The sequence below is a fragment of the Streptomyces sp. NPDC057438 genome, from assembly GCF_042802995.1.
Lineage (GTDB): Bacteria > Actinomycetota > Actinomycetes > Streptomycetales > Streptomycetaceae > Streptomyces.
Window position 1 is genome coordinate 1 of sequence record NZ_JBHVDD010000071.1, and the last position, 15,448, is coordinate 15,448.

The window sequence follows — 15,448 nt, forward strand, 5'->3', positions numbered from 1 at the left end:
GCGCCCGTCGGGGGCGGCGCCCCGGGGGGCGGGTTGCGGCCCGGGGTATTTCCGCGGGGGGGCGGGCCGTACGCGGACGCCTGGGCGGGCACCTGCGCGACCGGCGGCCCGTAGCCCGCCGGTGACTGGGGATTCGGGTAGGGGTAGGCGCTCGGGGCTGCCGCCTGGGTGGGCGGCTGCGCCTGGACCGGCGTCTCCGCCTGCGTCGGTGTCGGGACGGGAGTCGGCCCCGGCGGCTGGCTCCGGGGGTCGGGCTGTCCCGGCGGCGGCCAGGCCGGGGACGCGGACGGCTGGTCCTGCGGCTGGGGCTGCGCCGGCGCACCCTCGGGGCGGTCGGTCATCGGCTTCTCCTCGTGTCGTGGTGGACGGGTCCCCGGAGCGTCGGCCGCGCCTGAAGATCCAAGCCTCGCAGAACGCCGCCCGCGCGGTCGTCCGTAGAACTACGCACCTCTCCTACGCAACCCGACGGCCGGACCGGGGCGGGGGCGTCATGGGGCGGAGGCCGCCGCCCGGTGCTTTCATGGGATCCATGACCAGCAGGAGTGTCGTAGTCGAGCGGCGGGTCGGCGCTTCCCAGGGACGGGTGTGGGAGGCCCTGACCGACCTGCGCCGGATGGATCGGATGCTGAGCGGTGTCACGCGGGTCGAGGTCCTGACGGACGGGGTCTTCGGGGTGGGCACGCGATGGCGGGAGACCCGGCGCATGTTCGGCAAGGACGCCACCGAGGAGATGTGGGTGACCGTCAGCGAGCCGCCCGAGCGCTATGTGGTGGAGGCCGAGTCGCACGGCTCCCGCTATGTCTCGCAGTGGCTGCTGCGGGCCGACGGGCCGGAGTCGACGACGATCCTGCTGACGTTCTCGGCCGAGCCGACCGGTGCCGTCGCGGGGCTGCTCGCCCGGGTCATGGGGCCCGTGGGCGCCCGCGCCGTGCGCAGGGCGGTCGCGAAGGACCTCGACGACGTCGCCCGGTGGGTGGAGGGCGGCGGGGGCTGAGTCGCCCCGGCCGCCCCGTACGGTCACCGTGACCGGCCGCTCGTCAGGAGTCCAGGCCGAAGCCCGAGGTCACGTAGGCGCATTCCGTGTAGATGTAGCCCGACTGGAGCTTGGCGGTGTCGGAGGCGGCGCTGGAGGCGTTGTCGCCCTTCGGCTTGTGCAGGAAGTACGTGGTGCCGACCGGCAGGCTGATCGTGCGCTGCGGGTACTTGTCGTTGCCGCTGCACGGCTTGAAGCCGCTGGCGAGTGTGCTGCTCCAGTCGTAGCTGGAGCAGGTGCCGCAGCCCTTGAGCGTGAAGGTACCGGTCACCGGGCCGGTGTACATGACCTGGATCTCGTCGGGGCTGTCGTTCTTGACCGTGACGGAGATGCTGCCGCCGGAACGCGTCGTGGGCAGCTTCTTGCCCGCCGCCGGGACCTCCTGCGCGATCTCCGCAGCGATAGCGATCTTCTTGGCGCGCGGCGCGTTCTTGTGCTTCTTGTGGGCGTCGACGAAGTCGTTCATCGAGGTGACCGCCTCGGCGAAGTCCCCGTCCCGGTACTGGTCGACGCCGCAGGTGTAGACGCCGGTGGACGCGGAGTCCTCGGCCCGTCCGGCGTCGGCGGCCAGGGCGTCGGCCACCCCGGCCTTGTCCCCCGGCAGGGCCTTGACCTGGGAGCCGAGCGTCTTCAGCCGGTCCACGGCGGTGCACGGGTCGTCGCCGCCGACGGCCTTGACCGCCTTGTCGACGGCCCGCTTCACGTCGGGCTCGACCTTCGCGGCCTGGTCCGAGTCGGGGAACGTGGTCAGAAGGTCGCTGAACTGGTCCTGCCAGCCCGCGGTGTCGGCCGCGAGGCCGGCGGAGGCGCACTCGTACAGCGAGGTGGCGAGCCGGTCGTCGGGCCAGTCGGCCAGCGAGCCGAGGTCGCGCTTGCTCACGGTCTGCGGGACCGTGCGCAGGTATGCGAGGGGAGCGACCGCGTCGCAGTACTCCTGCTTCGCGTACGGGGCGCCGACCGTCGTGTAGAAGGTCTTCAGCCGGTCCGGGACCTTCTCGGCCGCCCGGGAGTCGGGGTGGTCGGTACTGAGGTCGTCGTAGGCGGTCAGAGCCCGGCGGAACTCGGACTGGGTGGTGGAGAAGGACTCCCCGGAAGCCTTGTCCACGAGGTCGTCGGCCTTCTCCAGCCGCTCCAGGAGCATCTCCTCGACGGCTTCCTTGCGCGCGGTCTCGTACAGCAGACCGCCCGCGACCGGTACGCCGAGGAGGAGGACGCCGAGCACGATGGCGAGCGGGGACTGCGCGGGCCACACCAGGCGGGTGCGCAGGCCCAGGAAGGCACCGTGGGCGGCGGCGAGGAGGAGGAACAGACCGTAGACGGCGAGGGTCGCGCCCGAGACGCCGTCGGGGTCGGCCGGCAGCACCGTGAAGATCAGGAGACCGGTGGCCACCCAGCACACCAGCGTCAGGAGCGGGCGGCGGATCAGGGCGTAGCCGAGGCCGAGTCCGCTGAGGTTCAGCAGGCCCACACCGACGGCCCGCCAGGCGTCCGCCGGGCCGGGCGGCGGCCCCGGTGGCATGGGCGGTACGGGCGGCACGACGTAGCTGTGGCTCCAGCCGTCCTGGTCTCTTGCCCCGTACTGATCCCCGGACATCTCGGATCCCCCCGTCAAGTCCACCCGCATGCTTACGAATTGTCAGTGTACGGCCGAAACTCGATGCCGCGACAGGCGTTTCCCGGGCACCGGCGGAGATCGATTTCCATTCGTGACCACCGCCCGAGTGGTGCTCCGCGGGGTCGCGCGCACCGCCCGTCGATGCGCGAGGACACGGACCCCACAACCTGTTGACGCGCGGAGGTCACCGCCCGGTTCGCTCGGCGAGCGGGGTATGCGCCGCGTCCGGAGCGGGGCCGGCGGAGGCCGCGTGCGCGAGGAGGACGGCCACCGCCGCTGCCGTGGTGAGGACGCCTGCCGCAAGCAGGATCCCGAGGGGGACGGTCGGGTCGTACGGGGCGCGGCCGGTGTGGGCGGTGGCGGTGACCGCCGCGAAGGCAGCGGTGTAGCCGAGGGCCGCCACGGCCAGGACGGCCGCCGCTCGCCGGGGCCCGAGGCGGCCCGTGTCCCCCAGGATCGCGAGCAGGGCGAGGTCCTTCGGGGCGAAGTACGCCAGCACACCGGGCGGGACGAGCAGCGCGCCGGGCGCGGCCCGGCGGGGGCTCGCGCACAGGCCCAGCGAGTGGACGGCGCCGCGCCCCGCCGGCCGGGGTCAGCGGACCCGGGGCCGGCCCACAGGGCCTCGACGGCGAGCCCGGCCGTGCCCACCGCGAACCCGGCCGGCGGGGCGCGGCGCCGGAACGCCAGGCTCCGGCGATCACCGCGGCGAGCGCGACCGCCACGGCCGGGGAGGCGTCGGTGCCGCTTCTGGCACCCAGCCGGACGGCCACCATCGCCACGAACACGACGGCTGCCGCCGCGACATCACCCGGCGGCAGCCGTCGTGCCCCGACCTCCGCCATGCTCCGCCCCGGGTCGTTCGGTACAGGATCGAATCCCGTCCAAATGAACAAGGCCGGCGGAGCATGGGGATCCCTCCGGCCCGTATCGCGCGGGTCAGTAGTTCCCGCGCCGGACCCGGCGGAGCAGGACGATTCCGGCGAGCACGGCCACGCCGCCGATCATCGCCGGCCACAGCTGCGCCCCGGTCTCGGCGAGGTCGCCCGTCGCCGACTGCGACCCCTGCGATCCGGACTGACCGGCGGGCGAGGGGGCGTTGGCGGCGGGCGTCGTCTGCGCGGGGGCCACGATCGCGCCGGAGTCGTCATCGCCGCCCTCGCCCTTGTCGGCGCCCTTGTCGGCGCCGGGGTTGCCTCGCTGGGTCGCCTTCAGCGAGCCGAGGACCTGGGGCTCCTTGTCGTCGCCCTGGTTCGCCCGGTCGTCCCCGGCGCCGGGAGCCTGCGCGGACTTGGTCGGCTCGGCAGGGTTCTCGTCCTGGTCCTGGTCGCCGCCCGGCTTCTCCTGCCCCTGGTCCTGATCGTTGCCGGACTGGTCCTGCCCCTGGTCCTGGTCGTTGTCGCCACCCTGGTCGCCACCGCCACCCTGGCCGCCGCCGTTGCCCTGGTCACCCTCGCCCTGGCCGCCACCATCGCCCTGGCCGGCGTCGTCGCCCCGGCCCCCGCCGATGTCGGCCGCGTCGCACTCGCGGCCGTCGTTGATGCAGTCCACCATCTCCCGCATCAGGTCCTCGTCGAAGACGTTGATGAAGTCGCCGTGGTCGGTGACGGGCTTGTGCAGCTGCTCGGGGAAGGCGTCCACGGCGAACAGCGGGCTCGTGCGCCCGCCGTCCTGCAGACTCGGGGCGTCGACGTCGTAGACGATGCGCTGGACCAGCTGCGGGATGGCCTTGAAGCCGGCGCCGCAGCTGCCGTCCGCCGCGGCGAAGGCCACGTGGGTGCGGTGGTTGGCGCTGTCGATGTTGCGACCGTCCCAGCAGCTCTGGAACTTGAACGTGCGGACCACGTCACTGCCGGCGGGGCAGAGCGGGTACTTGTCCTTCAACTGCCGGTCCTCGAACCCGGTGCAGCTCCAGGACGCGTTGGCGTTGGCCGTGCCGTTGACGAATGCCTTGGCGTCGCCGGTGATGATGCGCAGCAGTCGCGGCATCTCCGTGACGTCGCCGCGCGGGCTGCCCTCGAACGTCATCGTGACCTGCTTGGGCGTCACGATCTCGCCGACGTTGCCCTCGATGCCGCCGCCGGGCGAGTTGGCGTCCTGCTCGGCGGTGCCGTTCTGCAGGCGGATCACCGGCCAGAAGTACGAGGACCTGTCGCCCTGGTTCTCGCAGCTGGTGTCGGCCGTGGCGAGGTCCTCGTCACTGGCGAACGCGCTGTTGCCCTGGTTGCCGACGTAGTCGTGGAAGTGGTGGGCGCCGTTGGAGACACCGGGGGCGACGATGACGTTGTCCGAGTTGAACAGGCCGCCCGCGTTCACACCGCAGTCGGTGCTGAAGGAGCCGGTGGAGCCGTTCTGCCGCCGGTCCCCGGCGCCCGCGTTCGGCTGGACGCTCGTGATGTCGGCGTAGTCCGCGGCCACCGGCCCGTTGCCGGCCTGGCCGCCGTTGCCCTGCTGGCCCTGGTCCTGACCGCCCTGCTGGTCGCCCTGGCCGTCACCGCCGTCGTTCTGGTCACCACCGTTCTGACCGCCCTCGTTCTGGTCGCCACCGTTCTGCTCTCCGCCGTTCTGGTTCTCGGCGGGGCGCAGCGCGCAGGCGGCCAGGGAGTCCAGTCCGTCGGGGCGGTCACCGACGCGGGCGATGGCGATCGCGATCCGTTCGATCGTCGCGGCCCGCTTCTCCTTGAGCGGATTCATGATCGCGTTGTCGGCGAAGCCGCCGTCCTGCTGCTGGGCCTGTGCGGAGTTCTGCAGCCGCTGGTAGGCCTCGGCTATCTGCTGGTCCAGGGCGGCGAGTTCCTTGTCGACCTCGGCGCGGGCCCCGTCGGGCACCTCCGTCAACTTGTCGCCGACGTCCGGGCAGTCGATCGTGCCGGCGGCGGAACCGACCTGCTGGACGGTGTCGTCGGCCGGGTCCTCCTCGGTGGCCGACGCGTAGACGTTGACGGCCACGAGCCCGCCTCCGCCCAAGATCAGCGCGATCGCGGCCGAGGTCGCGCGCCGTGCTCCTGATGGGCGTCTGCGCCTGGTGGTGCGTCCCACGGATAGCTCCTACAACGTCGTGATCGGGTCCGGGCATGAAAATCCCCAGCTTCATACGGAGCCGGAGCCCGAAGTGTTCAAACGTCCCGGGAATTCACAGAAACCTGACAGGTAGCGGTAAGTCACACATGGTCAAAGCGGCAGCAAGCGCTCTCCGCGCCGCTTCGCCGACGGCACCGGCCGTGACCGGGTGCGACCCCCTCTCGCCTCCGGGCGCGGGGCAGTGTAGACATGGGCACATGGTCCGTCTCCTGGGTCGATCTCGCTCTCAGTCGACCCGCCGCCTCCAGGGTCGGCCCGCGCAGGGCCCGGACGACCGCGGCCGGCGGGTACGGCACGGAGCCGACGGCGGCGCGAGCCGGGAACCGGAACACCGCGGGGGCCCGCTCGCGGGGCTGCGGTCGGCGGTGGGCGGACGCAGTGTCGCCGGGCAGGTCTTCCTGCTCCAGGTGGTGATCGTGCTGGTACTGGTCGTGTCGGCCGTCGTGGCCCTGGTGCTGCAGGTGCGGCACGACAGCAGCGAGGAAGCGCACAACCGTTCGCTCGCCGTGGCGGAGACGTTCGCCAACGCGCCGGGCACCCGGGAGGCGCTGTCCGCCGACGATCCGACGGCGGTGCTCCAGCCGAGGGCCGAGGCCGCCCGGGTCCAGTCCCAGGTGGACTTCATCGTCGTGATGAACACCGACGGGATCCGCTACACCCATCCGAAGACGGACCGTATCGGCAAGAAGTTCGTCGGCACCCTCGAGCCCGCGCTCAAGGGCGAGTCCTTCACCGAGGAGGTCAACGGCACCCTCGGCCCGCTCGTCCAGGCCGTGGTACCGGTCAAGGACCCCGACGGAAAGGTCGTGGGCCTGGTCTCGGCCGGGATCACCACCGAGAACGTGGGCGGGGTCGCGGAGCAGCAGCTGCCCTTGGTGCTGATCGCCGCCGCGGCGGCGCTCGCCCTGGCCACGGCGGGCACGGCGCTCGTCAGCAAGCGGCTCCTGCGGCAGACCCACGGCCTCGGCCCGTCCGAGATGACCCGCATGTACGAGCACCACGACGCGGTGCTGCACGCCGTGCGGGAGGGCGTGATCATCGTCGGGGGCGGAGGGAAACTGCTGCTCGCCAACGACGAGGCGCACCGCCTGCTCGGCCTCCCCGCGGACGCCGAGGGGCAGGACGTCCACGCCCTGGGCCTGGAATCCCCCATGGCCGACCTGCTGGCCTCGGGGCGCGTCGCCAACGACGAGGTGCACCTGGTCGGCGACCGGCTGCTCGCCGTCAACCAGCGGGCCACCGATCTGCAGGGCGGCCCCTCCGGCAGCGTCGCCACGCTCCGCGACTCCACCGAGCTGCGCGCCCTGTCCGGCCGCGCCGAGGCCGCCCGGGAGCGCCTGCGACTGCTCTACGACGCCGGAGTGGGCGTCGGCACCGGGCTGGACGTGACCCGTACCGCCGAGGAGCTGGCGGAGGTGGCCGTCCCCCGGTTCGCGGACTTCGTCACGGTGGACCTCGCCCCGGCGGCGCTGAACGGCGACGAGCCCGACACGGTCACCACGCTGCGCCGTACGGCGTGCAGCGGCATCCGCAAGGACGCCCCCCTGTACAAGGTGGGCGAGCGGATCGACCTGGTCGCCTCCTCGCCGCAGGCCCGCAGCATCGACAGCGGCTCCTCGACCCTGGTGACCGACCTCAGCCGGGCCTCCGGCTGGCAGGCGCAGGATTTCGAACGGTCCGCGCAGGTCGTGGAGTACGGCATCCACTCGCTGATCACCGTGCCGTTGCGGGTGGGCCAGCTGACGATGGGGGTCGCCAACTTCTGGCGCTCGCAGAAGCCGGAGCCGTTCGACCAGGAGGAACTGGCGCTCGCCGAGGAACTCGTCGCGCGGGCGGCGGTCTCCATCGACAACGCGCGCCGGTACACCCGCGAGCACACGATGGCCGAGACGCTGCAGCGCAGCCTGCTGCCGCGCAACCTTCCCGAGCAGAGCGCCCTGGACGTCGCCTACCGCTATCTTCCGGCGCAGGCCGGGGTGGGCGGGGACTGGTTCGACGTGCTCCCGCTGTCCGGCACCCGGGTCGCGGTCGTGGTGGGCGATGTCGTGGGTCACGGGCTGCACGCGGCGGCCACGATGGGACGACTGCGCACCGCCGTGCACAACTTCACCGCGCTGGATCTGCCGCCGGACGAGATCCTCGGGCTGCTCGACGAGATGGTCAGCCGTATCGACCAGGACGAGGCGGCCCTGGACGGCACCGCGCCGATCACCGGGGCGACGTGCCTGTACGCGATCTACGACCCGGTCTCGCGGCGCTGCGACGTCGCCCGGGCCGGTCATCCGCCGCTCGCGGTGGCCCGGCCGGACGGGAGCGTGGAGTTCCCCGAGGTGCCGGCCGGTCCGCCGCTCGGCCTGGGCGGCCTGCCCTTCGAGACCGCCCGGCTGGAGCTGGACGAGGGCAGCCGGCTGGTGCTCTACACCGACGGGCTCGTCGAGCACCGTGAGCGGGACATCGACGACGGTCTGGAACTGCTGCGCACGGCGCTGACCGGGGCCGACACCTCCCCGCAGGGCACCTGTGAGGCCGTGCTCGACGCGCTGCCGCCGAGCCGCGCGAGCGACGACATCGCGCTGATCGTCGCCCGCACCCGGGCGCTGGACCGGGACCGTGTCGTGGAGTGGGAGGTGCCGGGCGACCCTGCGGCCGTCCGCCGGGCGCGCTCCGACGCGACCCGGCAGCTGACCGCCTGGGGCCTGGAGGAGCTGGAGTTCACCACCGAGCTGATCCTCAGCGAGCTGGTCACCAACGCCATCCGGTACGGCGGCGGCCCCATCCGTGTCCGGCTGATCCACGACCGGCAGCTGATCTGCGAGGTCACCGACAGCAGCCACACCTCGCCCCATCTGCGGTACGCCGCGACGACCGACGAGGGCGGCCGGGGGCTGTACCTGATCGCGCAGCTCACCCAGCGCTGGGGCACCCGCTACTCCCCCACGGGCAAGACCATCTGGACCGAACAGGCACTGCCCTGACGGTCCCCGACAGGCCCCGCCCGCGGGGGCGGGGCCTCCATCTGCGCAAGGAGAACCGGAGCATGCGTATCGGACTGCTCGGAACCGGACCGTGGGCCGAGATGGCCTACGCCCCCGCGCTCAGCGCGCACCGGGAGCTGGACTTCGCGGGGGTGTGGGGCAGGCGCCCGGAGGCGGCCAAGGCCCTCGCCGCCCGGCACGGTGGCGTACCGGTGTACGAGGAGGTGGACGCCCTGTTCGCCGACGTGGACGCGGTCGCCGTGGCGCTGCCGCCCGCCGTCCAGGCCCCGCTGGCGGCGCGGGCCGCCCGGGCCGGCTGCCATCTGCTGCTCGACAAGCCCCTGGCGACGGACGTCGGACAGGGGCGGGCCGTCGTCGAGGCGGTGGAGGCGGCCGGGGTGGCCTCGGTCGTCTTCTTCACCGCCCGCTTCCAGGCCGCGATCGACGCATGGATCACCGAACAGGCCGCCGCCGGGGGCTGGTTCACCGCCCGCGCGGAGTGGTTCGGGTCGCTGTTCGACGAGGAGAGCGACAGCCCCTTCGCGGCCTCGCCGTGGCGGCGCGAGAAGGGCGGCCTGTGGGACGTGGGCCCGCACGCCCTGTCCGTCCTGCTGCCGGTCCTCGGGGACGTGGACCAGGTGGCCGCCGCCGTACGCGGGCCCGGAGACACGGTCCACCTGGTCCTCCTGCACACCGGCGGGGCGTCCAGCACGCTCGCCCTGAGCCTCACCGCCCCGCCCGCGGCCTCCGGCGCGACGGTCGAGCTGCGCGGCCGGACCGGGACGACCGTGGTGCCGGAGTCCGTCGAGGGCGCCGTAGAGGCTCTCGTACGGGCGGGGGACGCTCTGCTGGCCGCCGTGCGCAGTGGCCGTCCGCATCCGTGCGACGCCGCCTTCGCGCTGCGCGTGACGGAGCTGCTCGTCGCCGCGGAAGGAAAGCTGACCGGCTGACACGCGCGGCGCCCGAGTCCGCGTTCGAGTTTATGTGCGCTTTATACCGGACATCGTCCGGTGGCGGGGCATGCCTCCGCCTCGCGCGTCCCCGGAGCGTGAGGAGGGCCCCGTGAGCGCGACGGACGGGAGCGCCGCCGAGAACCTGCGGCGCAGACTGGCGGCCTCGAAGAAGGATCAGGACGAGCGGACGGCCATGCGGCTGCGCCTGGGGGTCGGGATCATCGGTGTCCTGCTGCCCCTGGCGCTGCCGGCCGGCAACTGGATCGCGGCGCGGCTCACCGGCGTGACCGGCGAGGACGTCTGGCCGGGTTCGATGAGCGGCTCGTACCACACCAGCACCCGCGACCTCTTCGTCGGCGGCCTCTGCGCCCTCGGGATCTTCCTGGTCGTCTACCGCTTCAACAGGTTCCACGACGTGCTGGGCACCGTCGCCGGGCTCTGCGCGCTCGGCGTCGCCCTTTTCCCCACCGCGCCGGGATCCGGGGGCGACGCCTGGCAGCAGACGGTCTCGGTCCTCCACCAGGTCTTCGCCGTCGCCCTGCTGACGGCGATGGCGGCCTTCTGCCTCTTCATGCACGGGGCGCCGGGTATCAGGGAACGCTCGTACGTCCGGGGTCCCTACCTGGTGGCCGGGGTGCTGATCCTCGTCTTCATGGCGCTCGCGGCCGCCGCCGCGGCCACCGGGGTGGGCGAGGACTGGACGATCACGCCCCTGTACCTGTGCGAGTGGCTCTCCGTGTGGTCGTTCGGCTTCGCCTGGACGGGCGCGGCCCTGTCCCTGGCCGCCGACATCGACCGGCTGCCCCGGACCCGTGCGGCCGTGGGCGCCGTCCTCGGGTGGCTCCGCACGCTCGGTGGCCTCCTGGGCCGGGGCCGGACGCGCTCGCGCCCGGCCGTGTGACGCCGGGGGTTCAGGGGCGGGCGCCGGTGAGGAAGCGGTCGAGGGTGGCGGTGAGTTCCGCCGGCTTCTCCACGGGGAGTTCGTGGCCGGCGTCCAGGATGCGCACCTCGGCGTCCTGGCACGCCTTGGCCATCCGCAGCATCTGGGAGACCGGGAGCTGGATGTCGTGGTAGCCGTGGACGAGGAGGGTCGGTGTGCTGATCTCCCCCAGCCGGTCGAGGACGTCGAAGGCGCGCATGGCGCCGTACAGGGTCATGACGACCTCGCGCGGGGTGGCCGCCGAGGCGCGGATGTACTCCCGGATCTCCTCGCGGGGGTAGCCGGGGGCGAAGGCCCGCTGGATGTTGGCGGCGACGAACAGCTTGAAGGGGACACGGGTGGAGACCGCCATCAGCAGCCCGCGGCCGCGGCTGTAGGTCATCCGGCCGATGGAGTTGACCAGCACCAGGCGCTCGACGCGCTCGGGGTGGGCGAGGGTGATGGTCTGGGAGATCATGCCGCCCATGGAGTGGCCGACGAGGACGAACCGCTCGACCTCCAGATGATCGAGGAGAGCCAGCACGTCCCTGGCCAGTTCCTCGATCGTGCGCACCCCCGCGCCACGGCTCTCGCCGTGCCCGCGCAGGTCCAGCCGGATCACGCGCCGCTTTCCGGCGAAGTGCGCGACCTGGTGGTCCCAGCGGTGCCGGTTCGCGGTCCACCCGTGCACGAAGACCACGGGGACGCCGTCACCGTCGCGGGGGCCCTCGTCGTCGTACGTCAGCACGGCGCCGTCGACTTCGAGCTGCGGCATGGGGCCCTCCTGCGATGCGGTCCGGTTACTGACCGGTACGGTATCCGCCCGCCCGGTCCCTCGTCACCGCCGTCGGCGGAGCAATCTGCCGAACGGTGCGGACGGCCGCGCCGGTGGCGACCGACGGCGGGGGGCGGAGGGCTCGACAGCGGCGACCCCGCGGGGCGCGGGGCGGGACGGATGACAGACTGGTGGCATGGAAGAACGCGCATTCGGTAGGTCGGGTCAGCACGCGTCCGTCGTCGGTCTCGGCACATGGCAGCTGGGCGCCGACTGGGGAGACGTCGACGACACGGAAGCCCTGGCGGTGCTGGAGGCGGCCGCCGAGTCGGGAGTGACCTTCTTCGACACGGCCGACGTCTACGGCGACGGGCGCAGCGAGGAGACCATCGCCACGTTCCTGCGGAGCAGGCCCGACCTCCATGTGTTCGTCGCGACGAAGATGGGCCGTCGCGCGGACCAGATCCCCGAGAACTACGTCCTCGACAACTTCCGCGCCTGGAACGACCGTTCCCGCCGCAACCTCGGTGTGGACCGGCTCGACCTGGTCCAGCTGCACTGCCCGCCCACGCCCGTCTACTCCTCCGACGAGGTGTTCGACGCGCTCGACACCCTGGTCGAGGAGGAGCGCGTCGCCGCGTACGGCGTCAGCGTGGAGACCTGCGCGGAGGCGCTGACGGCGATCGCCCGGCCGAACGTGGCGAGCGTGCAGATCATCCTCAACCCGTTCCGGATGAAGCCGCTCCTCGACGTCCTCCCCGCCGCGGAGAAGGCGGGCGTCGCGATCATCGCGCGCGTTCCGCTGGCGTCGGGGCTGCTGTCCGGCAAGTACACCAAGGACACGGTCTTCGCGGCGAACGACCACCGCACGTACAACCGGCACGGCGAGGCCTTCGACCAGGGCGAGACCTTCTCCGGCGTCGACTACGCCACGGGGGTGGAGGCGGCCGTCGAGTTCGCGGGGCTGACCCCCGACGGTTACACCCCGGCCCAGCTGGCGCTGCGCTGGATCGTCCAGCAGCCGGGGGTGACGACGGTGATCCCGGGCGCCCGCACCCCGGACCAGGCCCGCGCCAACGCGGCGGCCGCCGCGCTGCCGGAGCTGTCCGGTGAGACGCTCGCGGCGATCCGCGACCTGTACGACCGGCGCGTCAAGGCGCAGGTGGAGGGCCGCTGGTAGGGCGGCCGGGCGTGACGGGCCGTCGCGCGGGAGGCGGCCGGCCGGCCACCTTCCCGCGCAGGGCGCCGCCGCCTTCCCGCGCGGGGGCGCCGCCGCGCGACGGGCGGGTCAGATACGGCCGCCCGTGAGCCGGGTGAGCGGCCCCTGCACCTGGCGTCCGGAGCGGCGTCCGACCGCGTAGGAGGCGGCGGTCAGGGCCGTCAGGCCGGCGCCCACCCCGGCGGCGACGAGCTTGCGGTGGGCGATGACGGTCATGGCCGTCCTGGCGGTGGCCGCCACCTGGCCGGACGCCTGGACGACCGCCTGGCGGCCCGCCTCGACGCCCTTGGCCGCACTCTGCACCGCCGCGCTCGTGGTGTCGGCGGCGCGCTTGGTCGCCTCCGCGGCGTGTCCGGCACCGGCCTTGACGGACGACGCGGCGTCCTCGGCCTTGCCCGTGGCCGCCTTCGCCGTCCCGGTGGCCGGTGCCGTCGCCTTGGCGGCGGTCCGGCGGGCCTTGGCGGCGGTCGTCGCGGTGGACGCGGAGTTCTCGTTCGGGTCCTTGTTCGATCCAGTCATGGAGACCGCGTTGCCGTTCATCGCCGCGGCAAACACCCTGTCGGCGACCGTGTCCGTCGAGGGCCCCCGGGCCACTCCCGCCGTCCGCCCATTCCCCCGCATGGCATAAGATCGCCTTATGAGGTCATAGACCCGACCCGCGTACCTGGTAAGGGTTGCCTTAGTTTAGGGTTGCCGACGAGACGCATTTCTTCCGCTCGAAGGGAACCTGAACATGCCCCGCCCCCTGCGGGTAGCCATTGTCGGAGCCGGACCCGCCGGGATCTACGCCGCCGACGCGCTGCTGAAGTCCGACGTCGCCACCGAGCCCGGTGTGTCCATCGACCTCTACGAGCGGATGCCCGCCCCGTTCGGACTGATCCGTTACGGTGTGGCCCCCGACCACCCCCGCATCAAGGGCATCATCACCGCCCTGCACCAGGTGCTCGACAAGCCGCAGATCCGCCTCTTCGGCAACGTGGACTACCCGGGGGACATCAACCTGGACGATCTGCGCGCGTTCTACGACGCGGTGATCTTCTCCACGGGCGCGACGGCCGACCGCGCGCTCGACATCCCCGGCATCGACCTCGACGGCTCGTACGGCGCGGCCGACTTCGTCTCCTGGTACGACGGCCACCCGGACGTCCCGCGCACCTGGCCCCTGGAGGCCGAGAAGGTCGCCGTCCTCGGTGTCGGCAACGTCGCCCTCGACGTGGCCCGCGTCCTCGCCAAGACGGCCGACGAGCTGTTGCCGACCGAGATCCCCGCCAACGTGTACGAGGGTCTGAAGGCCAACAAGGCGCTGGAGGTCCACGTCTTCGGCCGCCGCGGCCCGGCGCAGGCGAAGTTCTCCCCGATGGAGCTGCGGGAGCTGGACCACTCCCCCAACATCGAGGTCATCGTCGACCCCGAGGACATCGACTACGACGAGGGTTCCATCGCGACCCGGCGCGGCAACAAGCAGGCCGACATGGTCGCCAAGACCCTGGAGAACTGGGCGATCCGCGACACCGGCGACCGCCCGCACAAGCTGTTCCTGCACTTCTTCGAGTCACCCACCGAGATCCTCGGCGAGGACGGCAAGGTCGTCGGCCTGCGCACCGAGCGCACCGCCCTCGACGGCACCGGCAACGTCAAGGGCACCGGCGAGTTCAAGGACTGGGACGTCACCGGCGTCTACCGCGCCGTCGGCTACCTCTCGGACAAGCTGCCCAAGCTCCCCTGGGACGTCGAGTCGGGCACCGTCCCGGACGCGGGCGGCCGGGTCATCGAGGAGACCGGCGCGCACCTGCAGTCGACGTACGTCACCGGCTGGATCCGGCGCGGACCGGTGGGCCTCATCGGGCACACCAAGGGCGACGCCAACGAGACCGTCGCCAACCTCCTGGACGACTTCGCGAACGGCCGGCTGCACGAGCCGTCCGCGCCCGCCCCGGAGGCCGTCGACGCCTTCCTCGCCGAGCGCGAGGTGCGCTTCACCACGTGGGAGGGCTGGTACCGGCTCGACGCCGCGGAGAAGGCGCTGGGCGAGCCGCAGGGCCGGGAGCGCGTGAAGATCGTCGAGCGTGAGGACATGCTGCGGGAGAGTGGCGCGTAGCGCTCCGCTGACGGGCCGGGGGGACTGCGGACCGTTGTCCGGCTGCGGGTGGTTCGTGGCCGGACGCGCAGTTCCCCGCGCCCCATTCGGGGACCTGCGGCCCCATCGACGGGTGCGCGGGCCCCTGAGGCATAAGCTCGGACAATGGCCAAGTACTACGACGTGCACCCCGACAATCCCCAGCCGCGTGCCATCGGGCAGGTCGCCGACAGCATTCGTCAGGGTGGGCTCATCGCGTATCCGACGGACTCCTGCTTCGCGCTGGGGTGCCAGCTGGGCAGTCGTGACGGCATCGAGCGGATCAGGACGATCCGGCAGCTCGACGACCGCCACCACTTCACCCTGGTGTGCGAGAACTTCGCGCAGCTGGGCCAGTTCGTCCACGTCGACAACGACGTGTTCCGCGCCGTGAAGGCGTCGACGCCCGGCAGTTACACCTTCATCCTCCCCGCCACGAGGGAGGTGCCCCGCAAGCTCCTGCACCCCAAGAAGAAGACCGTCGGGGTGCGCATCCCCGACCACCGCGTGGTCCAGGCCCTGCTCGCCGAGCTGGGTGAGCCGCTCGTCTCCAGCACCCTGCTGCTGCCCGACGAGGAGGAGCCGCTGACGCAGGGCTGGGAGATCAAGGAGCGCCTGGACTACCTGGTGGACGCGGTGGTGGACTCCGGGGACTGCGGCACCGAGCCGACGACCGTGATCGACTTCTCCAGCGGTGAGGCGGAGATCATCCGCAAGGGTGCGGGCGACACCTCACGCTTCGAGTGACCCCGGCGGCGGGCCGGC

At 72.6% G+C, this 15,448-nt stretch carries 12 protein-coding genes; 7 read left to right on the plus strand and 5 right to left on the minus strand.

All coding sequences use genetic code 11. From position 1 onward, the window contains the following. The first annotated feature begins 529 nt into the window (after positions 1-529). Positions 530-994 carry an SRPBCC family protein gene (locus ACFU5F_RS30410; protein WP_383894054.1) on the plus strand — a complete coding sequence of 155 codons (465 nt, stop codon included), beginning with the start codon at positions 530-532 and terminating at the stop codon, positions 992-994. 43 nt (positions 995-1,037) lie between these two features. Here the strand turns inward: ACFU5F_RS30410 and ACFU5F_RS30415 are convergent, their stop codons facing one another. The 3 genes from ACFU5F_RS30415 to ACFU5F_RS30425 form a co-directional block, all read right to left on the minus strand. Next, entirely contained in the window at positions 1,038-2,627 is a 1,590-nt protein-coding gene (locus tag ACFU5F_RS30415; RefSeq protein ID WP_383894057.1) for a hypothetical protein, read from the minus strand. A gap of 205 nt (positions 2,628-2,832) precedes the next feature. Further along, on the minus strand, positions 2,833-3,147 hold the full coding sequence (locus tag ACFU5F_RS30420) for a hypothetical protein (RefSeq protein ID WP_383894060.1): 315 nt from the start codon (positions 3,145-3,147) through the stop codon (positions 2,833-2,835). A 437-nt stretch (positions 3,148-3,584) separates the two neighbouring features. Further along, the gene (locus tag ACFU5F_RS30425; RefSeq protein ID WP_383894160.1) at positions 3,585-5,594 is read right to left on the minus strand and encodes a DUF1996 domain-containing protein; all 2,010 of its coding nucleotides are present in this window, start codon (positions 5,592-5,594) and stop codon (positions 3,585-3,587) included. Between the two features lie 329 nt (positions 5,595-5,923). Here ACFU5F_RS30425 and ACFU5F_RS30430 point away from each other — a divergent pair, with 329 nt between their 5' ends. The 3 genes from ACFU5F_RS30430 to ACFU5F_RS30440 all read left to right on the plus strand — a co-directional run bounded on the left by ACFU5F_RS30430 (position 5,924) and on the right by ACFU5F_RS30440 (position 10,555). Then, entirely contained in the window at positions 5,924-8,701 is a 2,778-nt protein-coding gene (locus tag ACFU5F_RS30430) for a SpoIIE family protein phosphatase (RefSeq protein WP_383894063.1), read from the plus strand. A 62-nt stretch (positions 8,702-8,763) separates the two neighbouring features. After that, positions 8,764-9,651 (plus strand): Gfo/Idh/MocA family protein, encoded by an 888-nt coding sequence (locus tag ACFU5F_RS30435; protein ID WP_383894066.1) that lies wholly within the window; start codon positions 8,764-8,766, stop codon positions 9,649-9,651. Positions 9,652-9,763: 112 nt separating this feature from the next. Next, positions 9,764-10,555: a hypothetical protein gene (locus ACFU5F_RS30440; RefSeq protein ID WP_383894068.1), complete on the plus strand. Its 792-nt coding sequence runs from the start codon at positions 9,764-9,766 to the stop codon at positions 10,553-10,555. 10 nt (positions 10,556-10,565) lie between these two features. On the opposite strand, the gene ACFU5F_RS30445 is transcribed toward ACFU5F_RS30440, so the two are convergent. Next, complete coding sequence (locus tag ACFU5F_RS30445) at positions 10,566-11,348, minus strand: alpha/beta fold hydrolase (RefSeq protein WP_383894071.1); 783 nt, start codon at positions 11,346-11,348, stop codon at positions 10,566-10,568. 196 nt (positions 11,349-11,544) lie between these two features. Here ACFU5F_RS30445 and ACFU5F_RS30450 point away from each other — a divergent pair, with 196 nt between their 5' ends. Then, positions 11,545-12,528: an aldo/keto reductase gene (locus ACFU5F_RS30450; RefSeq protein WP_383894074.1), complete on the plus strand. Its 984-nt coding sequence runs from the start codon at positions 11,545-11,547 to the stop codon at positions 12,526-12,528. Positions 12,529-12,636: 108 nt separating this feature from the next. On the opposite strand, the gene ACFU5F_RS30455 is transcribed toward ACFU5F_RS30450, so the two are convergent. Beyond that, positions 12,637-13,122, minus strand: coding sequence for a hypothetical protein (locus tag ACFU5F_RS30455; protein WP_383894162.1), 486 nt, complete (start codon positions 13,120-13,122; stop codon positions 12,637-12,639). A gap of 178 nt (positions 13,123-13,300) precedes the next feature. Here ACFU5F_RS30455 and ACFU5F_RS30460 point away from each other — a divergent pair, with 178 nt between their 5' ends. Both ACFU5F_RS30460 and ACFU5F_RS30465 read left to right on the plus strand, forming a co-directional pair. Beyond that, positions 13,301-14,665 carry an FAD-dependent oxidoreductase gene (locus tag ACFU5F_RS30460; protein WP_046913041.1) on the plus strand — a complete coding sequence of 455 codons (1,365 nt, stop codon included), beginning with the start codon at positions 13,301-13,303 and terminating at the stop codon, positions 14,663-14,665. Between the two features lie 144 nt (positions 14,666-14,809). After that, on the plus strand, positions 14,810-15,430 hold the full coding sequence (locus ACFU5F_RS30465; RefSeq protein WP_012998703.1) for an L-threonylcarbamoyladenylate synthase: 621 nt from the start codon (positions 14,810-14,812) through the stop codon (positions 15,428-15,430). The last annotated feature ends 18 nt before the right edge of the window (positions 15,431-15,448 follow it).